Here is a 23,897-nt window from a genome sequence, read left to right as displayed (position 1 = left end):
AAGGACCTTTAGCCCATTGCCCCAAAGCATGTTCCTACGTTACAATCGCCTCATGGAACATCTAGTCAGCGAGGGCGGTTTGGTGATCTTCAACCCGGTCGCCGGGCGAGGACAGGGCGCAAAGCGCAAAGAAGAAGCACAGGCGCACCTGGGTCCCGCATTTGAGTGGGTTCCGACCCAGCGCCCCGGCCATGCGATCGAGCTGGCCCGTGCCGGTGCGAAGAAGCACGAGGTAGTGGTTGCCTTTGGGGGCGATGGGACGGTAGGCGATGTGATGCGGGGGATTCTGCAGGCCAAGGCCGATGGCGACTCCCCGCACGAGGCCACTCTGGGGATTATCCCCGTGGGCACCGGCAACGACATGGCGCGCAACCTCAAGCTGGTCCTGGAGACCCGTGAGGCCTGCGCGACGATCCTTGGGGGGGTGACTAAGCGGATCGATGTGGGGATGATCAATGGCACTCCGTTCATCAACAACGCGGGGACGGGCTTCGATGCGGCGGTGATGCACACGATGAACACCAGCATCAAGTTTGTCAGTGGGCAGCTGGCGTTCCGCCTTGCGATCTTCAAGACCCTGGCCAAGTACAAGCCCTTTGCGCTGACAATCACCGCCGACGATGGCGAGAAGCGGCAGCTGCGGGCGTTTATGGTCTCGGTGCTCAATGGGAAGGTCTACGCCGCGGGGATGGAGGCCGCTCCCCACGCCGAGGTCGATGATGGGCGCCTCGATGTGATGATCATCAAGGAGATGTCGAAATTAAAGCTCATCCCCGTCATCCAGCTCGTGGCATCGGGGCAGCACCTGAACCACCCCGCGGTGGAGATGCTTCAGGTGCGCAAGCTAGAAGTGGGGACCATCCCGCCGCAGCCGCTCAATATCGACGGGGAGGTGCGCGGGCTGACCCCCATGACGATCGAGGTGCGCCCCCGTGAGCTGAAAGTGCTGGTTCGGTGATCCCGGCGGTCGTGACAGCGGGGGGACGGCTGGAGGGGGCGCTGGCGGAGGCGACGGGGCACTCGGTGAAGGCACTGATCCCTTTTGAGGGAACTCCGCTCCTGCGACGCGTGCTCGGAGCGCTGGAAGGCTCGGGGGTGGTGCGGGAGACGGTCGTCGTAGGGCCGGCTGTCCTGCGAGAACACACGGGCTCCGCGCGCCTGCTCGACGAGGGCGAGAGCGGGATCGAGAACCTGAGCCGTGGCCTGAGCGCGGTCGATGCGGGCGAGGGGTTTGCCCTCTTCGCGGCCTCCGATCTCCCCTTTCTCTGTGCGGAGTCGGTGCGCTGGCTGGTGGAGAACGCCCCCAGCGACGCCGACCTCATCTTCCCGATCACCGACCGCCAGCGCTACGAGGCACGCTTTCCCGGCACGCCGGGTGCCTGGACCAAGCTGCGCGACGGCGAGCTCACAGGCGGCTCGGTGTTTCTGATGCGCCCCGCGGCGATCGCCCGAAACCGCGCCCTGCTCGAGCGCGCCTTCAACGCCCGTAAGAGCCAGTGGGAAATGGCACGCCTGCTCGGCCTAGGCTTTGCCCTGAAGTTTGCCACGGGCCAGCTCACGGTCGCGGCGGCGGAGGCACGGGCGACCGCGCTCACCGGCTGCCGCTGCCGCGTGGTCCCCGATGCCCATCCGCACCTCGCCTGCGACCTCGACACCCACGAGGAGTGGCTCTACTTGAAGAGGCTCGCCGCCTCATGAGCGACCCAATCCGCGATGCCCAAGACCGCTTCCGGCTGGCGCAGGAGCAGATGCGTGAGGCCCAGGAGCGCGCCGCCAAGCTCGCCCGCGAGGTCGCCCAAGAGGCGGAGGAGCGCACCAAGGCCGTCCGCGATGCCATGCCGCCGGGCCTGCCCCTGCGCCTGCTCTCGGCCTTCATTGGGATTCCCCTGATCCTGGCCCTGATCTTTGTCGAGGTCTGGCCGGAGCGCTTTCCGGGGATTGTCTTCACGCTCGGGGTGGCGCTGATCGCCCTGATCTGTGCCGGGGAGTACTTCCGTGCGCTCAAGCACCGCTTCCGCCCCAACGAGCGCCTGGCCTATATCGGGGTCGTGGTGCTACAGTTCGCCGCCTGGAATGTCAGCCGGGGCCGCCTGGTCGACTTTCTGCCCGTGATGCTGGTCGTGCTGACCATCATGACCCTGATCAACCAGGTGCTACGCCGGGAGTCGGAGCCGGTGGCCAACCTGGGGGTGACGCTTTTTGGGGTCGCCTATGTCGGCTGGCTCCTCTCGTACCTCATCTTCCTGCGCTCTCTCCTGCCCGGCAAGAGCATCGAGATTCCCCTGCCCTGGGGCCACGGGCCACGGGTCGGCTACGGTGCCTGGCTCACGCTCTATGTCCTGGCGGTCACCTGGATGACCGACACGGGAGCCTATGCCTTTGGGGTGCGCTTTGGCAAGAACAGCCGCAAGCTCGCCCCCTCGCTCTCGCCCAACAAGACAGTCGTGGGGGCCATCGGGGGTCTTATCACCGCGACCGTCACCTCCCTGCTCTGGGGGGCGTGGGCGCACCTGCCGTGGTACCACTGCCTGATCCTCGGGCCAATTCTCGGAGCCTTGGGGCAAGTCGGTGATCTCTGTGAGTCGGCGATCAAGCGCGATCTAGGAATCAAGGACTTCGGGGGGATCATGCCCGGCCACGGGGGGCTCCTGGACCGGTTCGACTCGCTTCTGTTTACCGCCCCCATCGCCTACTACTACCTGGCGCTCTTGGTGGTCCGCTACATCGGAGAGTGAGCCTCAGGCCGCCTCGGCGAGGACCCGCCCCGGCTCGGTCTCGATCAGCCGCCCCAGCTTGCGCTCGGCCTTGTCTTGGTACATCTGCTGGTCGGCCACGGAGAGCAGTGACGGCCAGTCGCTGCCGTCGTCGGGGAAGGTAGCCACCCCCACACTCGCCCCGAGCCGTAGCTGGCCGAGCTTGGGGTGCAACAGACAGGTCTGGTAGCCCTGGACGGTCTCACGAATCTTCTGTGCCAGCCGCTCCACCTGGCGTGAGGGTGCCCCTTGGCAGACAATCAAGAACTCATCGCCACCGTAGCGTGCGACGATATCCGACTCCGCAACTGCCTCCCTCAAGAGCTCGGCGAGGTCACGCAGGACCCGGTCGCCTTCTTGGTGACCATAGAGGTCGTTGATGGGCTTAAAGCTATCTAGATCCACACAGATCAAGCTAAAGCGCTCCTGGGAGCTAGCTCGCTCACAGAGCTCCTCGACGGTTTGCGTGACATAGCGAATGTTATAAAGCCCCGTGAGCGGGTCGGTGTGGGCGTGGTTGCGCGTGCGCTCAAAGAGCAGCCCGTTGTAGAGCGCCAGCGCTGCACGCGCGGCGATCGTCTCTAGGAGGTGCTGGTCGTGGGTGCTGAAGGCATGGGCATCAGGGTGGTAGAGATTGATGGTGCCCAGGGTCTGTGCCTGGTGGATTATCGGCACCACCATCATCGAGCCCAGCTCGATCCACTGCGCCCCAGGAGAGCTCTGCACGAGGATATCGTCGCGCTCGTACTCCCCACAGTAGGTCTTGCCGGTCAGCGCTACCTGCTGTGAGAGGCTTGTCTCCGAGCTGGTGCGCGCCTTCAGGAAGAACTCCCGGTTGATCCCCACCGCCGCCCGTACCTCGAAGAGGCTCCCCTCCGACTCACGCATCAAGAACACACAGCCCACATTGGGAATAATCGCCTCAAGCTTGCGCGCCAGGATATCGAGGGTCTCCTCCAGGCCAATACTCGACGAGAGCGTCTGCGCCACTTCGTAGAGTGCCCAGAGCTCCGATGATGCCCGCTGGATGTCGCGCACGGCGCGCTGGGTGTGGCTTGTCTCGACAGCCACCTGCTTGGTCTTTGGTGCCAGGGGCCCCTCCCCACGGCTCGCCATCTCCTCGACCACGCCATCGATCACGGCCAGAAACGCCTCGACCACGACCGGGTCAAAGTGGATCCCCGAGTCCTCGCGGATGGTCTTGACCGCGCGGCTATGCTCCCAGGCCCCGCGGTAGGAGCGGTTCGAGGTCAGGGCATCGTAGACATCCGCCACCGCGAGGATGCGCGCCTGGAAGGGAATCTCCTCGCCCTTGAGGCCCTCGGGGTAGCCCATGCCGTTCCACTTCTCATGGTGGTACTTTACGCCGGGCAGCACGGGCCAGGGAAAGGGAATATCGGCCAGGATATCCGCGCCAATGCGGGGGTGCTGCTTGATCTTATCGAACTCCTCGGGGGTGAGCTTGCCAGGCTTGAGCAGGACATACTCGGGGACCCCCAGCTTGCCGATATCGTGGAGGAGCGCCCCGGTATTGACCCCCTCCAGCTCCGCGCCCGTCAGCCCCAGCTGCCGCGCGATCGCCATGGCGTAGTGCTGGACCCGCAGAATGTGCTGGTGGGTGTAGGCATCCTTGGCATCGATCGCCAGCGCGAGGCTCTTGATGGTCGCCAGGTAGAGATCGGCCAGCTCCTCCTTGCCACGGAGCATCTGCTCGGCCTGGTCGGAGTAGATCTTGTAGGAGCGGAAGGTGAGGTAGCCCACGGGAATGCCGCAGGAGATCACGATCAGCAAGTACCGCTGCTGCAGGACCGCCGCCAGTGTCGCCGTGAGCGCTCCGACAAAGTAGCTGGGGGCGGTCCAGAGAAACTTCTCCTGCCAGACCTTGGTGGTTTGCTGCCCGAGAACCGCGCCCAGAATCAGGGAGACAAAGCCCGTGTTGACCAGATAAAAAGCCAGGCACGCCGCCGTGATCGCCGGGGCCGCCTCGATCCCGGTGACCGCCTGTCCTCCGTTGATCCAGAGATAGAGCTGGCCACTACACCCGGTAGAGATGGTATTGACAAAGACATTGAAGAGGAGCTGGTGAAACGGGTGGCGCTTGGGATAGAGGCAGCCCGAGAGCACCGAGAGCCCCCCGATAAAGATCGCCAGCTGCGGCCCAAAGCGTAGCATCGCCGCAAAGGTCAGGACAAAGGCCAGCGACATCGAGCCCACATCCGCGAGGGTCTTGTGGCGCATCAGGCTGACCTTACGGCTCCCCGCGAGCACCGCAAAGACCGCGTAGACAATGAGCTCTACGTCGATTTTAGGAGGTGTGACGGCATTGTAGACAACTGCACGAAGGGCAATTGCAGCACCCAGAATATAGTTTATCCACAGAATCTTCTGTGCAGATCGCGGCAGGTTACGCATTTGATTGCTAAGAGCTCACTCTGATGATCGGCACGCTTTCTTCAGAAGCTTACCTGTGGAGGAGAGCAGGTCTGCAGGAGAGAACTCTAGGGCATGGAAAGCGCCACTCTCTATGTCTCGCCCAAGGGCGACGATGCCAACCCGGGAACCAAGGCGAGGCCGCTCGCGAGTCTCCACGCGGCGCTGGCGAAGCGCCCCCGCTGGATCATCCTACGCGGCGGGTTCTATCCGCTGACCGAGCCGCTGGTGCTAGGCAAGGCGCACAGCGGCCTGGAGCTAGTCGCGGAGAAGGGTGAGGTGCCGGTGCTCTCCGGGGGAGTCCAAGTTTCGGGCTGGAAGGAAGTGGCTCCGGGCCGCTGGCAGGTGCGCTGGGAGAGCCCCGTCGAGCAGCTCTATCTGGGGGAGGAGCGTCGCTACCGCCCGACCCTGCCCAAGGCGGGCTACTACACGGTCGCAGCCGATACCGCGCCGGGCGAGCGCGGCTACCAGAGCCTGGTCTACACGCCCGGCGATATCATCCCTGCCTGGCGCAACCTCACCGATATCGAGGTGGAGTGCTACCAGATCTGGACCATGGCACGGATGCGGGTTAAGTCGGTGGATGCGGCGGGGCACACGCTGCACTTCATGGGGCAGACGATTGGAAAAGAGCCCTACCAGGCCATCGGTAAGGGCAAGCGCTACCGGCTGGTCAATGTGAAAGAGGCGCTCGACACGCCCGGGGAGTGGTACTGGGACCGCGACGACAAAACCCTCACCTACCTCAGCAAGCCAGGCGAGAACCCCAACAAGCGCGGGGTGTTCGTGCCGCGCCTGACAAGCCTGCTCACTATCGACGGCGCGACCGACATCACGCTCTCGGGGCTCACCTTTGCCCACAGCGCTTGGCTCTGCCCGCCCGAGGGAAACTCGTTCTACCAGGCGGAGGTGAATATCCCCGATGCGATCCGCGTGACCAATAGCCAGCGCATTGCCTTCGTGGACTGCACGATCCGAAACACGGGCAACTGGGCGATTAGCTTTGGCCCCGGCGCGAAAGACAGCACGGTCAGCCGCTGCACCCTGATCGACCTTGGGGCCGGCGGCGTACGAATCGGGGAGCAAGGGGTGCAGAAGAACCCCACCCTCCTCACCGAGCGCATCACGGTCTCGGACTGCTTGCTGGCGCACGGCGGGCGGCTCCATCCCGCTGCCGTGGGGGTCTGGATCGGGCACTCGCCGGGCAATAAGATTCTTCATAACGAGATCGTGGACTTCTACTACACCGGCATCTCCCCCGGCTGGTCGTGGGGCTACGGCGAGAGCGGGGCGCACCACAACGAGCTGGCCTACAACCATATCCACCAGATCGGGCAAGGGGTCTTGTCGGACATGGGCGGGATCTACACACTAGGGGTCTCGCCAGGGACGACCGTGCATCACAACAAGATCCACCATGTCCATAGCTTCGACTACGGCGGCTGGGGCATCTACTTCGACGAGGGCTCGACGGGAATAATCGCGGAGAATAACCTGGTCTACCGCACCAAGAGCGCCCCGTTCCACCAACACTACGGCAAGGAGAATGTCGTCCGCAACAATATCCTGGCCTTTGGCACCGAGGCGCAGCTCATGCGCACCCGCCCGGAAGACCACCTCTCGTTTACCGTGGAGCGCACTATCGTGGTCTGGCGCGACGGTCCCCTGCTGGGCAGTAACTGGTCGGGGACGCCGGGGAAGAACTTTCTCCTGCGTAACAACCTCTACTGGAACACCGCGGGCAAGCAGCCGACTCTAGGCGACAAGGACACAACCAGTACGCTCGCCGATCCGGGCTTTGTCAATGCGGAGAAAGACGACTTCCGCCTCAAGCCGGGCTCGCCTGCCTTGGCGCTGGGCTTTGTGCCCTTCGATCTCAACGCCGCAGGGCCACGTGGGCGCAAGCCCTACACCGGCACGGTGCCCCCAGCGTTTCCACCGGTAATGCCTCCCCCCGCCGACAAATAACCTCCCCCCGCGCTTTAGCGCGCGACCCCCTCCAGCTTCGTGAAGGGGGGGGTAGGCTTGCCCCTCCCCCTTCGCGGAGCCGGAGGGGGAAAGCCGTCTAAGCGGCAGGGGGAGGCAATACGCAGGGGTTGGTTAGTTATCCGCGTAGCGCCGCTCCACTGCAGCGGCTTCTTCGGCGGCGCGTGCGGCACGGATCGCCACATCGCGCTGGCCCTCGCCTTCGTAGGGCATGAGGGCAGCCAGGCGCTCCAGCTCGGCGCGGAGGGTGTTGTAGATCGCCTCAGCCTCGGGCAGGGTCTCCCGACGCACGGTCAGAAAGAGCCAGCCGCCGTAGAGCTGCGCTGTCACAAAGAAGTGCCGGGGCTCGTCGGCGACACACTCCAGGGTCAGGCGCGCCTCGGCGTCCTCGGGCTCCTGCGGGTTGCCCAGCTCCTCATCGCGCTGGATGTAGCCGCCCTCCATGCCGGGCTTGCCCAGGTTGCGCCCGCCCTCGGTGGAGTACCAGATGCTCTCGATAATCTCGTCGTCGTCACTCATCACGCGCTAGTCTACCACCCTATTTTTTCCGGCGACGTCCTTCGTTCTCAAACCAGTCCTTGAGATTGAAGAGCCACTGGGTCAGGCGATTGGCATCGTAGCTGAAGAACCACCGCCAGCGGGACCGCCCGCCATCCGTATCGAGCAGGGGGCCTTCGTCTTCGAGGGCACTGTTTTCGCCGTCTTCCCAGCTCACGGGGCGACGCCACCAATAGAGCAGGCCCAGCACCACGATGGTTGCCAACCCGATTGCAATCCAGAAAGTAGCCATGGCGCATTATACTTGACAAGATAAGGGAGAAACCCGGACAACGAGAAGCCCCGGACAACGAGTGTCCGGGCTTAAGAAGGCGATCCACCCGCAAGCGGGTACCCGACCTTCGTGCCCACTAGATTCGGTGGCTGCGAAGGCAGCCGTCGCCCTCTTAAGCCCGAGGACTCGTTCCTCGGGCCACTCGGGCAACTTCTACCAGCGCCAGAAGCGTAGCGTGAGGCGGTCGGTGAACCAGCGGAGCCAGGAGAACTCGGTCGCCATCCGCTCGCCTTCGTCGATTAGTGGGCCTTCGCCGTCGCGCCAGTGCGGCGGGGTGAGGAGCCAGCGCAAGAAGACAATCCCCAGCCAGGCGAGCACGCAGACGCGCACGCCGCCCCAGAACAAGAATCCCCAGTCGTCCATTGCTTGGAGAGAGAAACGCACGGGGCAGCGGTTTGGTTACGGCTGGGCGAGAACATCCTCAAAGAGATGGCTGTAGCGACTGGGATTGCGGAAGATCTTCGTAAAGAGCCGCATCAGCTGTGCGCCGTGGGCACCATCGGCGTAGCGGTGGTCGAACGTAAAGCTAATCGTGATGCACTCCGCCACCACCACCTGATCGCCCTCGACAATTGGCTTCTTGACCGGCTTGCCCATCCCAATCATCAGCGGGCAACGGCAGTACGGCGAGAGCGGCACCAGCCCATTCTCCAGCCCCAGCGGCCCGAAGTTGGAGATCACCACCGAGCCAAAGCGGTCGTCGGGGATTCCCAGTGCCCGCAGCGACGTGTTAAACGTGTACTGAAAGAGGCTCTGGAAGCGCATCACCAGCCGCAAGACCCAGGCCGGAATCGCCCCCACCACCCGGTCCGTGTTGGCAGTCACCGGATCGTTGCCGGCCCGGAGTGCATCCACCGCCTCGGCGGAGAGGCGTGCCAGCTCCCCCAGGCTCACGTTGGCGGCGTTGGGCAACGTAAACCCCGAGAGATCGAGCGAGCCCTCGCCCTTGAGCAGGGTGGTGACATAGACATCGGTGCGCTCCCGGCGGTAGAGATTGCCCTGGCGCAGCAAGTGATTGAGCTCCGGGTGCTTCTCCAGGCAGTGCGCGATAATCTTGGCGACAAAGTGTGTCAGGGTCGGCTTGTGCCCCGTTGAGGAGACATAGCTCTTGAGAAACGCCTCCGCCTCCGCCACGGGCAGCTCGACCCAGGCATAGGTGCTCGGGTCGCGTGGCTGGTTCCACGCGGCAATCGCAATCTTCCGGTAGGTTGTCAGGCGCTGCCGTGCGCCCAGCTTGAGATGTTGCATGGGTATATAGTAACCCAAAAGAGTGCTCCCCGGTGCGGGGCTTTTGGCTCAATTTACCGGGCCGATAGTCCTAGGCGATAGAATCCTGAGATGGGCAAGAAAACCGAGCGGCTCTTTCGGGAGCTCCAAGGCGACAACAAAAAACGAGCGGAGGCGGCCGCGGTGGAGCTACGCCTGCTCGCGCCCCGGCACTACCCACGCCTCCTTGCCCTGGCAGACCATCCCCGTGCAACCGTTCGGGCGCGGCTCTGCTCCGCACTGGGGCAGCTCGGTGGCTACGATGACTCCGGCCCCCGGCTCACGCGGCTTGGGGTTCCGACACTCCTGCGCCTCCTCGCCCACGATCCCCGCGCACGGGTCCGGGCGGCGGCGGCCCATGCCCTCGCCCGAGGCTACCACGTGCGCCCTGGCATGCTCCCCGCGCTCTTTGCCGCCGCGCACGATCCTTCAAAGCGTGTCCGGCGCGGGGTCTGCCAGGCCCTGGGAGGGATGTGCTGGGACGAGGGCGTGACAGCTCCCCAGTGCCAGCAACTCCACGATATCTTCCTGGAAAATCTCAGCTCCCCCGACCCGTACCTGCGAAACTGGACCGCGTTTTTTATCCACTGCAAGAAACTCGACTCCCCCGCGCTCCGCGCAGCCCTCTGGCGGCTCGTGGACGATCCCAAAGACGCGGTCCGGGCGGAGGCATGCGCGACGCTGGGGCTCTTGGGAGACCGTGCGATTGTCCCGTATCTCGCCCGGCAGTTTGAGAGTGGCACGGTCTGGAGCTGGAACCTGGATGCCGCCGTCAAGCTGGGCGATCCCGCGTTTCTGCCCGCGCTCCGTCGCCTCCGCAAGGGCTACCGGAAGACCCACTGGTTCTATAAGTCCGTTACCACAGCGCTTCAAGCTATCCAGAGCCGGGTATTATAGGGGCTGAAAGGGACACATCCATGTTTAAGAAGTTCGCCGCAGAGGCACTGGGTATCAGCGATATCGGGGTTATCATCTCCCCAAAAGACTACGATAAAGTAGACTCCGACGACTATCTCTTCCACGAAGATGGGGAGAAGATCTACTTTCTGATCAAGTCCAAAAAAGACGAGTACTGCTTCACCAACCTGAGCCTGATCCATGTCGATGGCGACTCCGCGGTCTCATCGAAGCGCCGGGTCAAGCGCTACGAGTACTATGCCAACCACTTCTCCCATGTCTCCATCGAGACAGCCGGGACGATCGACCTCGATATCGAGCTGAAGTTCAGCATCAACGACCAACCCTTTAGTATCGATATCAACAAGAACTACATCGAGGCGCTCAAGGATATCTACAAGGCGCTCTACACGATCGGGAAGTACCAGCAAAAAGACGCGCAAGGCCGCGACAATGCTCTGCGCTGCCTAGACGCGGTCTCCTCCATGTACAAGCTGACCTCGGTTGAGAGCGACGCGGCCCTGATCGGACGCTACACTGCCCTCCTCGACAACCTCAACACCACCATGCAGCAGCGCTTTACCAAGCGAGACTTCAGCGATGTCTTTGAGAAATACATCCGCTCTTAGGGCCGTCTGCCTGGCCGCACTAGCACTCGCCCTGCTAGTGTGGCCTAGCCTCGCCCAGCAGCCGCCTCTAAAGCTCACTCCCACCTTAAACAAGCCGCTCAGTGCGCTGGAGAAGCTCTTGGGGCCGCCGCGCCATGTGGGGCTGGAGCAGGAGCGCTACTACAAAGTGCCTGGCTTCGTCCGTGTCGTGGTGCGTCCCACGCCGGAGAAGGCTCCGGCTGTGGTCACGTTTCAGTTCGCCCCCGGCACTGTCAAGAGCGAGCTGGAGGCCCTCGCCCGTATCGGTGCCCCCGATGCCGTGCTCCCCCCACACTGGCACTCACACTGGAGTGCCCCCGGGGAGTCCAAGAACGACGAGCTGACTCTCTCACGTCTGGAAGAGTCCCCAGCCACCCAAGCTCCTGCGGCAACACCGCTCACCGCACCGAAAAACCCCACACAGAAGTTCACGCTCACCCGCCACTTCTTAGAGCGCATGCAAGAGCGTGGTGTCTCTGAGGCAGAGGCAACCGAAGTGATGGAGAAGGGACGGCGCTTCTATGACCCAAAAAACGATAGCTACATTCGCTACAAAGACGGTCTCTACGTGGCGCTGACCAAAGACGGGGTTCTCAAAACCGTGGTTCGCGGGCCGATTGCCTCGCGCTGGAAACCGCTCTAGACCGTCATGCCCACACAACCGCTTGATCCTCTCACCGCACGAGAGCACACCAGCCGCCACCGCGACGCGCTGGAGGCAAGTGCTCTCTGCGGCTGTTTCTACTGCCTCACGACATTCCCCCCCACGGAAATCCAAGAGTGGTGGGACGACGAGACAACCGCAGTCTGCCCGCACTGTGGGGTCGATGCCATTATCGGCGACTCTGTCGTCGCCCTTACCCCGGAGTTCCTGAAGGCGATGCAAGCCTACTGGTTCCAAGACTGAGATGCTACTAGCTCCCCTCTTCCTTCTCTCCGTGGCGGCACAAGCCCCGACCGGCCCTCCCCGCTGGTTCCCCGAATCGACGGGCGGCCAGGCGATCCCGGCCGCAGGGGCTCCCCTCGCGACGACACTACGCGACTTTGTGAGCACGGTCAAGGCGCTCCCCTTGCTGAGCCCGCCGCCAGGTGTCTACCCCCGCGCCACGCTCAGTGTCGAGCTTCAGCCGGTGCCGCAGCCACACAAAGGCACGGTGATGCTGGGCTTCTGGCCGCCGAGCAGTGTCGCGGTCAAGGGCGGCACCCTGATCCCCACCAGCGCCATTGTCAACCTGCTGGTCTATGTGAATATTATCCGGGAAGAGGCACTCGCCCAAGACAAGTGGGCCGATGGTCAGGGTGCGCTCTTTCCGGAGCCCAAGCGCCTCGGGGAGGTCCAGGGATTTCCGGTCTACCAGGGCTTTGGCGGCAGCGAGGTCTCAGGGATTCTGGTGGTCCAGCCGCAAGGCCGCGCGCTCTTTGCACCGGTCGCTCAGGAGCGTTTTCACAAGTTCGCCATTGCCCAGCTCGAAAAGCAGCTCAAAGACGCACAGCCGGCGCTGGTGCGGGCGCAGCAAGCCTACGCCGAGGCAGTGTCGCCCGCGGACAAGGCACGCCGTGCCGCGCAGCTCGCCAAGTCGCTTGAGGACTACAAGAACAAACGCCCTCGGACACCCGACCAGCTGGCCTACCGCGAGAAAGAGCTCGCCAAGCTGGACGCGGAGGAAGAGGAGCGCCTGCGGGTCGATGCCACTCCCGAGGGAAACCGGCTCACCGGCTACCTCAGCAAAGACCTCGCCGATGCCAAGCGTGCCTTCGCGGCCCTCTCTCCCACCGAGCGCACGCTGCCCGCCTGGCACCTGCCGGACTCGCGGCGCACCGGCCCCCACCCGGTCGCTCCGCAGACTCCAGGTGCTGTCCCCATTGTCCGCCTCGCCGCCTGGGCAAACCCCACGCTTCCCCGCACCGCCGCCCAGCTTATCACGGTCGAGCGGTACTGGATGAGCGCCGAGGCCGTCCGCAAGGGCCTCAGCCGCACCGAGCGAAACCTGCCCGAGCACCTCAACAAAGACGTGATCGAGGCGCTCGACTGGAAGGCCATCGCGCAGAGGCTGCTCCGCTAGCGCCGGGGGTTGAAATCCCCGACCTGCCGGGCAATAAATTGCCCGGCACAAAAAAAGAGCGCCCCGTGGGCGCGGAGAACCAAACACTCTCCGCGCCCACGGGGCGCTCCCCACTATCTGCCGGGGATTTCAATCCCCGGCAATCTCCGGCAACAACTACTTTATTGCTTCTTCCAGATCGGCGATCAGGTCATCGACATGCTCGATGCCCACCGAGATGCGGATCAGGTCCTCGGTCAGGGTCAGCTTGCGGCGGACATCCTCGGGCATGGAGAGGTGGGTCATGGTCCAGGGCTGCTCGATCAGGCTCTCGACCCCGCCCAGCGACTCGGCGAGGACGAAGATCTTCAGGTGGGTCAGCAGGTGCTTGGCGACCTCGCCATCGGTGACACGGAAGCTAAAGGTTCCGCCGTAGCCCGACATCTGGCGCTTGGCCAGCTCGTGCTGCGGGTGCGACTCCAGGCCGGGATGGAGCACCTGGGTCACCTTCGGGTGCGCCTCCAGCCAGTGAGCGATCGCCAGCGCGTTGGAGTTGTGGCGCTCCATGCGCACTGGGAGGGTCTTGACACCACGCATGGTCAGGAAGCAGTCAAACGGTGCCTGCGCCGTGCCCATCGCGTTCTGGAGCATCTTGATCTTGTCGGAGAGCTCCGGGTCGTTGGTGATGGCGGCTCCCGCGACCACATCGGAGTGCCCGTTGATGTACTTCGTGGTCGAGTGCATCACGATATCGATCCCCAGGTCGAGCGGCCGCTGGTAGAAAGGCGAGAGGAACGTGTTGTCGCAGAACGTGACAATTCCCTTGGGCTTGGCGATCTCGGCGATTGCGGAGAGGTCCAGCAGGTTCATCAGAGGGTTGGTCGGGGTCTCCGTCCAGATTCCCTTGGTGTTGGGCTTGATCGCCGCACGCAGTGCATCCAGGTCGCGAAGATTGACAAACTCAACCTCCATCCCCTTGGGCGCCAGCACAGAGACAAGCAGGCGGTAGGTCCCGCCGTAGAGATCATCGTGGATGATGAGGTGATCGCCCGCGTTGAACATGGACAGAAGAGTCGCCGATGCCGCCATTCCGGTGGCAAAGACATAGCCAAACTTCCCCCCCTCCAGGGCGGCGAGGCAATCTTCGAGCTGCTTGCGGGTGGGGTTGCCACTGCGCGTGTAGTCGAAGGGGCCAGGCTGGTTGTAGTCCTGGAAGGCAAAGGTCGAGGTCTGGTAGATCGGAGACATCACGGCCCCGTACGCCGGGTCCGGTCCCTGCCCGGCGTGGATGGCAAGGGTTTCAAATTTCATAACGGAGTAGTATATCAGAGGATTGCCGGGGTGTTGCCGGGGGCTGCCGGGGATTGAAAGCCCCGGCAGAAGGTGGGGAGCGCCCCGTGGGCGCACAAACACCAGCTCTCTGCGCGTCCTCGGGACGCTCCCTCTGCCGCAGGCGGGGCTTTCAATCCCCGCCCTCCCCCCGGTAACGTGCTTCTTTCAGTTCCCCACCTCCACGTCGGTCTCTTCCCACTCCGCCCAGATTGTTTGGTCAGCGTGATGTTCTTTCTGCCGCTCGACATAGGCAATAACCCGAGCGACATGCGAGCGGCTCAGGCTGAAGCAGGCATAGCCGTCCTGCCAGCGAAAGAGAGTGTCGCCCAAGAGCTGCGCATCATTTATACAGGTCGAGGAGACTCCCTTGACTTGCTTTGCCAGAATCGCAGGGCTTACGCACGAGCGCGTACGCACCACTAGGTGGACATGGTCTGGCATTCCATTGAGTGCCAAGACCACACAGCCCACCTCTTCTGCTTCCCGCCGAATCACGGAATACGCAAGCCGCTCACAGGAGCCGTCTAACCAACACTGGCGATGTTTTGTCGCCCACACCAAGTGGTAGTGCACATCGATCTTACTCTGTCGTCTCATGTCCCATAAACGGTTGAGAGTAGCCAAATCTGATAAAATCGACCCATTTATTTTTTGGGGCCGTCAGCGAGCATTGAAATACCCGCCTGCGGTTTCAGGGAGCGTCTCGAGGACGCGCAGAGCGCAACACTTTCCGCGCCCACGGGGCGCTCCCCACCTTCTGCCGGGGCTTTCAATCCCCGGCATCCCCCGGCACCCCCCGGCAATCCCCGATACAATATCCCGCACATGAACGACGCTGTAGAAGACATAGTGACAATCGAGCCGGTGGGCGAGCCGGAGCTGACCGAGGGCGAGCAAGAGCCCACTCCCACAACGCCCGCGGAGCTCGTGGTACTAGGGCTAGCGAGCCTCCTGGATGCCTTTGAGAAAGAGCTGGAGCCCGACGAGCTCACCAAGGCGCTCTTTGTGCTCCCGAGCGGCGAGATCCTGGATGTCGAAGGCTTTGGCTCCGCGCTCCCGGACTTTGTCTACTTCGACGGTCGCGACGACGAAGGCCGCAAGACACGCACGATGGTTCCCAGTAGCGCCGCCGCACTGACCCTCAAAGCGATCCATGCCCCCCAAGAGCGCGAGAGCGGGCTCCGTGAGCGTGTCGGCTTCCGTATCCGCACCGCCCTCCCCGAGAACGCCCCCCCCGATCTCTAACGGCTATGCCGTCCGAATGCGCGAGCCTCGTCGTAGCAGGCTTGGGACATCCAGTTGCCAATCGGTTTTCGCCGCGACAAACTCCGCTAGCTGTGCGACACTGCGCGGCACCTCGTGATCGTTGCCGAGAAGGGAGCTCCCGTAGGCGGGGCGTGTGAGCAGAACCACCTCCCCTCCCTTGCCCCGAACTCGGACACGGTAGGTGGAATAGGCCGTAGACCCAGAGCTCTCCACCTCCTCAACGTATACCCAGCCGTCGGTGATCCGCACGACCCGGCACCAGCGCCCAAAGACCAGCCGGCGCTCCAGGTAGTTCTCCCGAAGCCGCACTTCCTCACGACACGCGAGGGTCGCGCCGCCAAGCTGAGCCGTACGAAGCACTCCCCCACCCCACTGGTTACACGCGAGAGCTGTCACCATGAGCAAGAAAAAGATGCCCAGTACAAGCTGTGGTATCCAGGAGGGAAAGGGGAACCCCCCAGGATGCTGTATTTGGGAGAGCTGGTGGCTCTGCCAGAGAAACAGTCCTAGGATTACGACCAAAAACACCACCCCAGTCCAAAACCGGAAAATGTTCAGACCGTCTATCGTCTGTAAGCGCCGCTGCAGACGGATCGTGCCATCGGGGCGCGCTGTCTGTGTCCAATCCTCTAACGTCGTTGCGTCTGTCACTGCCGTTGTCCTCCGCTTAGAGAGAAAACGTCGCGGCGACGCTGACGGTTACGGCTTGCAACCAATGCGAGGAAAAAATTGTCTCAGGGAAGGATCAACTCGCAAGGAGACAACTATGGGACTTTTTGATGCACTTCGCGGCCAGTTTATCGATGTCATTGAGTGGCTCGACGATACCCAAGACACGCTGGCCTATCGCTTCGAGCGACAGGGCAATGAGATTAAAAATGGTGCCAAGCTGATCGTGCGCCCCGGCCAGACCGCGGTCTTTGTCAACGAGGGCCAGGTCGCGGATGAGTTTGGGGAGGGCACCTACACGCTCTCGACCCAGAACCTGCCGATCTTGACGACCCTCAAGTCCTGGCCACATGGCTTTAACTCCCCCTTCAAGGCCGAGGTCTACTTCTTCAACACCCGCCAGTTCACGGGCCTGAAGTGGGGGACGCCGCACCCGATCACCCTCCGCGACCCCGAGCTTGGCCCGGTGCGCCTGCGCGCCTTTGGCACCTACTCAATGCGTATCGGCCACGCGGCGACCCTCCTGCGCCAGCTGATCTCCACCAACCCCAGCTTCGAGACCGACGATGCCGCCGACCAGCTCCGCGCCTTCATGACGACCCACTTTGCGGAGTGGATCGGCAAGGGGACGGTTGGGGTCTACGACCTTGCGGCGCACTACTCCCAGATCGGCGATGCGATGCGGGTGGCGCTCCAGCCCGACTTTGCGCAGTACGGCCTGGAGGTGATGCACATTCTGATCGAGAGCGTCAGCCTCCCCCCCGAGGTCGAAGCGGCAATCGACAAGCGCACCCAGATGGGTATTCTCGGCGACATGAACCGCTACACGCAGTTCCAGGCCGCCAATGCGATCGAGGCGAGCGCCAAGAACCCCGGTGGCGGCAACCCCGCGCTGGATCTGGCCATGGGAATCGCCATGGGCAACCAGCTCCAGAACTCCTTTGCCCCCCCCGCCCCCAATAATGGGGGAGCCAGTGGGGGCACGCCACCGCCACTGCCACAAGCGGCGTGGTTTATCGGGGTCAATGGGAAACAAGAAGGTCCCTTCGACCTCGCGGCCCTCGCGCAGAAGCAGCTCGCCCCCGAGACCCTGGTCTGGAAGCAGGGAATGGCGGGCTGGGAAGCCGCAGGTAGTGTCACAGAGCTAGCGAGCGTGCTTGCCCCTGTCCCCCCACCCCTGCCGAAATGAGAGTTTCCCCCCTAACCCCCGCCCGGCGGGGGGAATATAAGGAAAAGACCTTCTCTCCCCCCCGCCCGGCGGGGGCAGGGGGGGTGGGCTAATGCGCTACCCTTGCCCTGGCTGTGCGGCCAATCTGGAGTTCGATCCCAAAGTGGGACAGCTCAAGTGCCCTTACTGCGGCACAGAGGTGTCTGTCCCACGGGAGAATACGGCACGTGCCCTTCGTGAGAATGCACTGGATGACTACCTGACCCCGGATGCGTCGCAGCTGGCACGGCTGGCGGACAATGCGGTGGAGGTCGCGTGCGAGAGCTGTGGGGCGGTCACGGAGTTCACCCCCCCTGAGGTGGCGGGCTCCTGCCCGTTCTGCGCCGCCAAGATTGTCGCACAGCCGATCGCGGCCAACCCACTGATCGCCCCTGAGGCCGTGCTGCCCTTCGCCATTCCCAAGAAAGACGCCCAAGCGGCCATCAAAAAGTGGCTGGGGACACGCTGGTTTGCCCCAAGCGCCCTCAAGAACATGGCGCGCCAAGACGGAATCGCGGGGGTCTACCTGCCACACTGGACCTACGACTCCCAGACCGTCAGCCGCTACTCCGGCGAGCGCGGCGAGCACTACTGGGAGACCGAGCGCTACAGCGAGACCGACCAAAACGGCCGGATTGTCTGGAAGGAGCGCCAAGTACAAAAGACCCGCTGGTACCCGACCTCAGGGACCGTGGAGCGCTTCTTCGACGATGTGCTCGTCCCGGCGTCGCGCGCCGTGAGCCCCAAGCGTGTCGAGAGCCTCACCCCCTGGGATCTCAACGCCCTCGTCCCCTACGAGCCCGCCTACCTTGCCGGGTTCCGGGCGCAGCGCTACCAGGTCGATCTGGGGACGGGCTTTGAGAGCGCCAAGCAGATCATGTCCGGGGTGATTCACTCGGATGTGGTTCGTGCCATCGGCGGCGATGAGCAGCGTGTCCACAGTGTCCGCACCGCCTACTCCGACGAGACCTTCAAGCACATCCTGCTCCCGATCTGGATCGCGGCCTACCGGTTTGAGGGCAAGGTCTTTCAGGTGCTCATCAACGCCCGCACCGGCGAGGTGCAGGGCGAGCGTCCCTACAGCTTCTGGAAGATCGCCGGCGTGGTGCTCCTGGTGATCGCCGCAATCGCGCTCTACTACTGGTGGCAAAACGGTCAGCAGAAACCGGCGCTGTAGTTTTCCTCGGGATCGCCCCCATATTAGATCGCCCCGATGAAACGGGGCGTCTTGCAGTCCTCGTGCCTCGGACACAAAGGGCTGCGCCCATCCCGAGTAAACTCGGGATATGGCCGGAGGCCTTCGTGTCGGAGCTTGCGACGATAGTAAGACGCCCCCGTTCATGGGGGCGATCTAATATGGGGGCGATCCAAACGGGGGCGATCCAAACCGGGGTGGTACCCTAGAGCATGCGTCGTTTCTTCTTAATCGTCCTCGATGGCTGCGGCTGCGGCGAGCTCCCCGATGCGCTCGACTACGGCGCGGGCGACCTCGGCTCGCACACGCTGGCGAACACGGCACGCGCCGTTGGCAGCGTGCGACTCCCCACCCTAGAGCGCCTCGGGCTGGGAAACCTTGCGGAGATTGCGGGAGTCGCGGCAAACCCCACCGCGCAGAGCCACTGGGGGCGACTGGCCGAGAAGAGCAAGGGCAAGGACACGGTCACGGGCCACTGGGAGATGATGGGCGTTGTCACCGATCCCGCCTTCCCGATCTACCCCGATGGCTTCCCCGCGGAGCTGATCGCGGCCTACGAGGCGGCCATTGGCACCAAGACAATGGGCCACTACCCGGCGTCGGGGACGGAGATCTTAAAGCAGCTGGGAGAGGAGCACCTTCGCACCGGCTACCCGATTGTCTACACGTCGGCGGACTCCGTCTTTCAGGTCGCGGCGCACGAGACGCACTTTGGGCTGGAGCGGCTCTATGAAATCTGCGAGATAGCACGGGCGACCCTGCCCCTCTGCCGGGTGATCGCGCGGCCGTTTGTGGGCGAGAGCGCCGCGAGCTTCAAGCGCACCGAGAACCGCAAGGACTGGCCGCTTCCCCCGCCCTATCCCACGACACTGGACAGGCTCTCGGAGGCGGGCAAGCGGGTTCACTTTATCGGCAAGACCTGCGAGCTCTTCCCCGAAGCCCCCGGCCAGCGCCGCGAGCTTACCACCAACAACCCCGCCCACTGCGCCGCCCTCACCGAGGCTGTCCGGCACTCCGACGCGGACTTTATCTTTGCCAACCTAGAGGACTTCGACATGCTCTACGGCCACCGCAACGATCCCGTGGGCTTTGCTCGCCTGCTGGAAGAGTTCGACACCTGGCTCGGGGCGGAGTTCCTGCCGCACCTCAGACCCGATGATCTGGTCGGAATCACGGCCGATCACGGCAACGACCCCACCACCCCGTCCACCGACCACAGCCGCGAGTATGCCCCGCTCCTACTCTTTGGCCCAAGGATCACCACCCCCAAAAACCTCGGGGAGCGTCCCGGCTTTGACTGGTGGAGCGGTGCCGTCCTGGGGTATCTTGTAGAGGGAGAGATGCCTTGAGACACTACAAACTATTTTTGCCCTTGCTCGGAGTCTTAGGAGGCCTGCTTGCCGGCTGCCCCAAGCCCGCGGCACCGCCCACGCAGCCGATGCGCCCCCCGGTAACCATCACCGATAGCCGCCCCGCCAACTCACAGCCGGGCGGGTTTCTGAAGACGCCACCGCGCTCCGGTGGCACGTCCGCTGGAAAGACAAGCGCCACCGGCGATCCCCTCGCGCTCTTTGGGAACCCCGACGATGCCACGGAGTCGCCGCGCAACCAGGACCACTTCCTGATGGCACGGCCCCAGATGACCCTCTCCTACAACAACACGCTCCGCTTCCCCAACTGGGTCGCCTGGCACCTCAAGGCAAGCGATATCGGCGACACCGAGCGCAGTAACTTCATCCCCGACCCCGATCTGCCCAGTGGCTTTGAGGCGATCACGACCCGTGACTACAGCGGCTCGGGCTTCGACCGCGGCCACAACTGCCCCAGCAAAGATCGCACTGCTACCGCCGAGGACAACCAGGTTGTCTTCTACATGACCAATATCACGCCCCAGTACCACGAGATGAACGCAGGGCCGTGGGAGGGGCTGGAGACCTACTGCCGCAAGCTCGCCCAAGACGGCAACGAGCTCTACATTCTCTGTGGCCATGGGTTTGACAAGGGCAACGAGCACAGCCAGACAATCGGCAAAGACGGTATCGCGGTCCCTGACTTTGGCTGGAAGATCGTCCTGGTTCTCCCCGAGAAGGGCAGCCTGGATGCCAATACACGGGTGATCGCGGTGAAGATGGAGAACAGCAAGACGATCTCGGGCTCCTGGGATCGCTTTATCACCACGGTTGAGGAGCTGGAGCAGGCAACGGGGCTGCGGTTCTTCAAGGGCCTCCCCGACGATATAGCGCAGGCACTCAAGCAGAAGCGCGACCAGGGAGCCAGCAGCTTCAACAGCGACGAGAGTGGCTTCCGTAAGAGCAAGCGGCGTAGCAGCGGCGGGAGCTTCGGGGCGGGAGGGCGACGATGAGCCTTCTGTCTGAGCTGCAAGACCTCGCCAAGGGACTGGTGTTTCTCAGTGAGTCCGATGCCCCGGTGAAGCCGTTTCACTGGCGCGGGATCGTCGTCAACTCCGAGGCAACGCTGCGCGAGGCGCTCCGCCTAGAGCCAGAGATCCCTATTAAGATCGTCCGTGTGGAGGCGTTCTTCTCCCCGATGACCACGCCACAGGCCGGCGACGACGACGAGGCGCGGGCGGATCAGGCGCGTTTTGCGGCGCTGGTCGCCAAGCTCCTCACCCTGAAAGATGTGCAAGTCTACCGCGTGGGCGGCGGACCGGAGCTGCGGGCGTTTGTTGTGGGGACGTCCCCCGACGGCGATGCCGCCGGGGTACGCACCCGTCTCACCGAGACCTAGTTCATCGTCACGGGAGCGCCACCGAGCTTGGCGCTCTCCCAGGCGGCTTCGGTCATCTCGATCGTGCGGAGGCCACAGAGCGGCGGTGCCCCCACCGCGTTCTCGCCCCGGATCGCCCCGACAAAGTTCTCGTCGATGTTCTGCGTCCCCGGCAAGTTGTTGCCGTCCATGATCGTCCGCACGTTCTTGTCGTCGATAATGGTCAGCTGCCCGTTGCGGTAGAAGAACGCGCCTTTCTCGCACCAGATCGAGATATCCTCGTGCCAGCCGACCACGGTATCCCCGATCACCGTCACGTTGCCCAGAGCGCCGTTGGTGAAGCGAATCGAGAGCACGGAGTCGATATCCACCGGCGTCCCACGGAAGTCCTGAAATGCCGCCACCTGCGCGACCGTCAGCCCCGTCGTGTAGAGCAAGATATCGACCAGGTGCGAGCCGGAGTCGTTGATCTGGCCGCCGCCCGAGAGCGCGGGGTCCTGGCGCCACGAGCCTGCGGTGCCCTTCTTCCAGCTCTGGGACTGGAGCGCGTTGAGGGAGGTCACCTGCCCCATCTCCCCGCTGGCGATCTTGTCGCGGATGAGCTTGAACTGCCCCATCGAGTGCCGCTGGTAGGCCAGCGCGAAGACCTTCTCGTAGCCCTCCAGCGCCTTGAGGAGCGTGTGCGCCTCCTGGACATTGCTCACCATCGGCTTCTCAAGAAGAACGTGCTTCTTCGCCGCGATGGCATCGAGCGCCTGCGGCCCGTGCTGCGTGTGGGGCGTGCAGATCTCCACCGCGTCTACGTCGTCGAGCGCCAGCAGCTCTTTCCAGTCCGCAGTGTTGAACACCTTTGCGTCGGCGAGCTGTGGGAACTGGGTCTGGCAGCGCTTAATCTGCTCAGCATCGGGGTCCTGGAGTGCCACCACTTTGACACCCTCAATACGCGCCAGCTGCCCTAGGTGGTGCCGCGCGATCCCGCCGCACCCAATCATTCCAATACGGATCATTCCGTTGTCCTCCGCCCTACCACTTCGGCGGCACGGCCTCTATCTCCTGCCTCGTCACCTGACTTATTCGAAGGAAAAATACGGCGTACGCACGAGAGCAGAATATGAATTAGCTCACTCTTATTGTACTTAAATCCACAAGTATCTCAAGTCGAATAATAGTGCAATCTCAATAAAGTAATGTTATATTGCAGCTCAATATCACAAACCTAAGGACGCTCTGTTATCTCAGAAAATTACGCCTATCCAAGACGAAAAAGACGACACTCTAAAAAACATCTCAAGTTCTACCAACCGACTCACTATCTTCCTAGCATTTATCAAAAAGGGTCTTAGTAATGAAAAAACTAACAGAAATGTTCAGCTCGCTCAAAAAAGAGATGCTCCATGTCATCTTATTAATTTTTGGGTATATTTTGTTAAATACGCTTCAGGGCATTTTCACGGGCGAAAAGATTACCTTTCTTCTGAAGGATGAGCTTCATCTCTCTGCAAGTACCGTAACCTCGATTAATTTATTGATCTATCTTCCGACCTATGTCCAGCCCTTTATGGGAGCCTGTACCGAACTGTATCCCCTCTTTGGCTCTCGGCGTCGCTCTTACTTCATCTTGGCCTCCCTCACCATCTCTGCGGCTTGGCTCCTCCTGGCATTTCAGACACACTACCACCTAGTCTCCGCTATCTGCTGCCTACTGATCGCCATCACAGGATTTACCTTGCGAGGCGTCTTGATCAATGCAATCACGGTCGCGATGGGCAATAACCTAGGAAACTATAAAGGCGTTCAGACGGTCTTGCAGCTCCTGCCCTTGGTGCTCATGGCCACGTTTGCCGGGCGCTTGGGAGGGATCGTGACGGAGCACTGGAGCTACCGTGCCGCCTTCAGTGCCGCCGCGGGGGTCTCCCTGTGCTACTTGTTCTTGCTTCCTCTGCTCAAGGAGCCCGACGCCGTGGGCGCGCCCCCCGCTGCCTCAGGAGAGGAGCTCCCCAATCCCCGGCTCGCGCTACGTCAAGCGCTCAAAGACCGACGGCTCTGGGCCGTGACCGCCTTTGTGGCCTACTTTGGCCTCGTCCCCTCCCCCGACACCGCCCGACCTTACTACTTGACCGATGCCCTCCACCTCAGTAAGCTCTTTATTGGAGAGCTCTCGGGCTGGGGAGCACTGGGGGCGATCTTGGGTGTCTTGCTAGTTCAGGTCGCCCCCCGTCGCCTGGGAGTACGCGCTCTCGCCACCCTTGCTGCCTCGGCGACGATCCTCGCGATGGTGCCCTTGATGCTCATCCACGATGCGCTCTCCGCCAAGGTCGGTATACTCGCCTTTAATATCCTTGCGTCGCTGGGAGCGTTTGCCTACTCCTGGATGTGGGCGCGCGCCTGCCCCAAGGGGTTAGAAGCGGTCATCTTTGGGACGCTGGCCTCGACACAGGCACTGTTCTACTTTATCTGCGACTGGCTCGGCACCCACATGTACGACTGGTTCGGCCCCGCCACCGGCCACAGCGCCGCCTACGGCTGGCACTGGACCCTGATCACCTGCATGGCCTTAGGAGCTCCCCTCTTCGTCTTGATCCTCCTCCTGCCCAAGACCGACCCCGCCGATGATCACCTCGCAGCCCCTTAGGCCTTGAAAGCACACG

At 62.9% G+C, this 23,897-nt stretch carries 25 protein-coding genes; 16 read left to right on the top strand and 9 right to left on the bottom strand.

What is annotated here, in order from left to right:
• The first annotated feature begins 52 nt into the window (after positions 1-52).
• Genes HNQ39_RS07265 through HNQ39_RS07255 form a run of 3 tightly spaced genes read left to right on the top strand, consistent with a single transcriptional unit; the run spans position 53 to position 2,735 of the window.
• The gene (locus HNQ39_RS07265; RefSeq protein WP_184193277.1) at positions 53-958 is read left to right on the top strand and encodes a diacylglycerol/lipid kinase family protein; all 906 of its coding nucleotides are present in this window, start codon (positions 53-55) and stop codon (positions 956-958) included.
• Positions 955-1,698 (top strand): NTP transferase domain-containing protein, encoded by a 744-nt coding sequence (locus HNQ39_RS07260; protein ID WP_184193276.1) that lies wholly within the window; start codon positions 955-957, stop codon positions 1,696-1,698. The genes HNQ39_RS07265 and HNQ39_RS07260 overlap by 4 nt, the downstream gene beginning before the upstream one ends.
• Positions 1,695-2,735 (top strand): phosphatidate cytidylyltransferase, encoded by a 1,041-nt coding sequence (locus tag HNQ39_RS07255; RefSeq protein ID WP_184193275.1) that lies wholly within the window; start codon positions 1,695-1,697, stop codon positions 2,733-2,735. The genes HNQ39_RS07260 and HNQ39_RS07255 overlap by 4 nt, the downstream gene beginning before the upstream one ends.
• 3 nt (positions 2,736-2,738) lie before the next feature.
• On the opposite strand, the gene HNQ39_RS07250 is transcribed toward HNQ39_RS07255, so the two are convergent.
• Positions 2,739-5,165: a sensor domain-containing diguanylate cyclase/phosphohydrolase gene (locus HNQ39_RS07250; protein ID WP_184193274.1), complete on the bottom strand. Its 2,427-nt coding sequence runs from the start codon at positions 5,163-5,165 to the stop codon at positions 2,739-2,741.
• A 93-nt stretch (positions 5,166-5,258) separates the two neighbouring features.
• On the opposite strand from HNQ39_RS07250, the gene HNQ39_RS07245 reads away from it, so the two are divergent.
• The gene (locus HNQ39_RS07245; RefSeq protein ID WP_184193273.1) at positions 5,259-7,151 is read left to right on the top strand and encodes a right-handed parallel beta-helix repeat-containing protein; all 1,893 of its coding nucleotides are present in this window, start codon (positions 5,259-5,261) and stop codon (positions 7,149-7,151) included.
• A 132-nt stretch (positions 7,152-7,283) separates the two neighbouring features.
• Here HNQ39_RS07245 and HNQ39_RS07240 read toward each other — a convergent pair whose 3' ends face one another.
• The 4 genes from HNQ39_RS07240 to HNQ39_RS07225 all read right to left on the bottom strand — a co-directional run bounded on the left by HNQ39_RS07240 (position 7,284) and on the right by HNQ39_RS07225 (position 9,249).
• The gene (locus tag HNQ39_RS07240; protein ID WP_184193272.1) at positions 7,284-7,688 is read right to left on the bottom strand and encodes a hypothetical protein; all 405 of its coding nucleotides are present in this window, start codon (positions 7,686-7,688) and stop codon (positions 7,284-7,286) included.
• 19 nt (positions 7,689-7,707) lie between these two features.
• Positions 7,708-7,959 carry a hypothetical protein gene (locus HNQ39_RS07235; RefSeq protein WP_184193271.1) on the bottom strand — a complete coding sequence of 84 codons (252 nt, stop codon included), beginning with the start codon at positions 7,957-7,959 and terminating at the stop codon, positions 7,708-7,710.
• Between the two features lie 195 nt (positions 7,960-8,154).
• Entirely contained in the window at positions 8,155-8,385 is a 231-nt protein-coding gene (locus HNQ39_RS07230) for a hypothetical protein (RefSeq protein ID WP_184193270.1), read from the bottom strand.
• A 15-nt stretch (positions 8,386-8,400) separates the two neighbouring features.
• Positions 8,401-9,249, bottom strand: coding sequence for a 2-oxo acid dehydrogenase subunit E2 (locus tag HNQ39_RS07225; protein WP_184193269.1), 849 nt, complete (start codon positions 9,247-9,249; stop codon positions 8,401-8,403).
• 90 nt (positions 9,250-9,339) lie between these two features.
• Between HNQ39_RS07225 and HNQ39_RS07220 the strand changes: the two genes are divergently transcribed.
• Genes HNQ39_RS07220 through HNQ39_RS07200 form a run of 5 tightly spaced genes read left to right on the top strand, consistent with a single transcriptional unit; the run spans position 9,340 to position 12,874 of the window.
• On the top strand, positions 9,340-10,164 hold the full coding sequence (locus HNQ39_RS07220; protein WP_184193268.1) for a HEAT repeat domain-containing protein: 825 nt from the start codon (positions 9,340-9,342) through the stop codon (positions 10,162-10,164).
• Between the two features lie 20 nt (positions 10,165-10,184).
• Positions 10,185-10,793 (top strand): PH domain-containing protein, encoded by a 609-nt coding sequence (locus HNQ39_RS07215; RefSeq protein ID WP_184193267.1) that lies wholly within the window; start codon positions 10,185-10,187, stop codon positions 10,791-10,793.
• Complete coding sequence (locus tag HNQ39_RS07210; protein WP_184193266.1) at positions 10,765-11,454, top strand: DUF4258 domain-containing protein; 690 nt, start codon at positions 10,765-10,767, stop codon at positions 11,452-11,454. Before HNQ39_RS07215 ends, HNQ39_RS07210 begins: the two co-directional genes overlap by 29 nt.
• A 6-nt stretch (positions 11,455-11,460) precedes the next feature.
• Complete coding sequence (locus HNQ39_RS07205; RefSeq protein ID WP_184193265.1) at positions 11,461-11,718, top strand: SIR2 family protein; 258 nt, start codon at positions 11,461-11,463, stop codon at positions 11,716-11,718.
• Between the two features lies 1 nt (position 11,719).
• On the top strand, positions 11,720-12,874 hold the full coding sequence (locus tag HNQ39_RS07200) for a hypothetical protein (protein ID WP_184193264.1): 1,155 nt from the start codon (positions 11,720-11,722) through the stop codon (positions 12,872-12,874).
• Between the two features lie 156 nt (positions 12,875-13,030).
• Here HNQ39_RS07200 and HNQ39_RS07195 read toward each other — a convergent pair whose 3' ends face one another.
• Positions 13,031-14,164, bottom strand: coding sequence for a trans-sulfuration enzyme family protein (locus HNQ39_RS07195; RefSeq protein ID WP_184193263.1), 1,134 nt, complete (start codon positions 14,162-14,164; stop codon positions 13,031-13,033).
• A 186-nt stretch (positions 14,165-14,350) separates the two neighbouring features.
• A complete protein-coding gene (tnpA, locus tag HNQ39_RS07190) occupies positions 14,351-14,782 on the bottom strand; it encodes an IS200/IS605 family transposase (protein WP_184193262.1) in 432 nt (143 codons plus the stop codon).
• A gap of 228 nt (positions 14,783-15,010) precedes the next feature.
• Between tnpA and HNQ39_RS07185 the strand changes: the two genes are divergently transcribed.
• The gene (locus tag HNQ39_RS07185; protein WP_184193261.1) at positions 15,011-15,430 is read left to right on the top strand and encodes a hypothetical protein; all 420 of its coding nucleotides are present in this window, start codon (positions 15,011-15,013) and stop codon (positions 15,428-15,430) included.
• A gap of 3 nt (positions 15,431-15,433) precedes the next feature.
• On the opposite strand, the gene HNQ39_RS07180 is transcribed toward HNQ39_RS07185, so the two are convergent.
• On the bottom strand, positions 15,434-15,850 hold the full coding sequence (locus tag HNQ39_RS07180) for a hypothetical protein (protein ID WP_184193260.1): 417 nt from the start codon (positions 15,848-15,850) through the stop codon (positions 15,434-15,436).
• A gap of 367 nt (positions 15,851-16,217) precedes the next feature.
• On the opposite strand from HNQ39_RS07180, the gene HNQ39_RS07175 reads away from it, so the two are divergent.
• The 5 genes from HNQ39_RS07175 (at position 16,218) to HNQ39_RS07155 (ending at position 21,270) form a co-directional block, all read left to right on the top strand.
• The gene (locus HNQ39_RS07175; protein WP_184193259.1) at positions 16,218-17,309 is read left to right on the top strand and encodes an SPFH domain-containing protein; all 1,092 of its coding nucleotides are present in this window, start codon (positions 16,218-16,220) and stop codon (positions 17,307-17,309) included.
• Positions 17,310-17,400: 91 nt separating this feature from the next.
• Positions 17,401-18,504: a TFIIB-type zinc ribbon-containing protein gene (locus HNQ39_RS07170; protein ID WP_184193258.1), complete on the top strand. Its 1,104-nt coding sequence runs from the start codon at positions 17,401-17,403 to the stop codon at positions 18,502-18,504.
• Between the two features lie 230 nt (positions 18,505-18,734).
• A complete protein-coding gene (locus HNQ39_RS07165) occupies positions 18,735-19,871 on the top strand; it encodes a phosphopentomutase (protein WP_184193257.1) in 1,137 nt (378 codons plus the stop codon).
• A gap of 17 nt (positions 19,872-19,888) precedes the next feature.
• Positions 19,889-20,884, top strand: coding sequence for a DNA/RNA non-specific endonuclease (locus HNQ39_RS07160; RefSeq protein WP_184193256.1), 996 nt, complete (start codon positions 19,889-19,891; stop codon positions 20,882-20,884).
• Entirely contained in the window at positions 20,881-21,270 is a 390-nt protein-coding gene (locus HNQ39_RS07155; RefSeq protein ID WP_184193255.1) for a nuclease A inhibitor family protein, read from the top strand. The genes HNQ39_RS07160 and HNQ39_RS07155 overlap by 4 nt, the downstream gene beginning before the upstream one ends.
• On the opposite strand, the gene HNQ39_RS07150 is transcribed toward HNQ39_RS07155, so the two are convergent.
• On the bottom strand, positions 21,267-22,256 hold the full coding sequence (locus HNQ39_RS07150) for a Gfo/Idh/MocA family protein (protein WP_184193254.1): 990 nt from the start codon (positions 22,254-22,256) through the stop codon (positions 21,267-21,269). The two genes, HNQ39_RS07155 and HNQ39_RS07150, sit on opposite strands and share 4 nt — an antisense overlap.
• Before the next feature lie 338 nt (positions 22,257-22,594).
• Here HNQ39_RS07150 and HNQ39_RS07145 point away from each other — a divergent pair, with 338 nt between their 5' ends.
• A complete protein-coding gene (locus HNQ39_RS07145) occupies positions 22,595-23,881 on the top strand; it encodes an MFS transporter (RefSeq protein WP_184193253.1) in 1,287 nt (428 codons plus the stop codon).
• Positions 23,882-23,897: the final 16 nt, after the last annotated feature.

Source organism: Armatimonas rosea, from assembly GCF_014202505.1.
GTDB lineage: Bacteria > Armatimonadota > Armatimonadia > Armatimonadales > Armatimonadaceae > Armatimonas > Armatimonas rosea.
The sequence above is the reverse complement of the archived record's forward strand: the minus strand, read 5'-3'. Positions and strand labels throughout refer to the sequence as shown.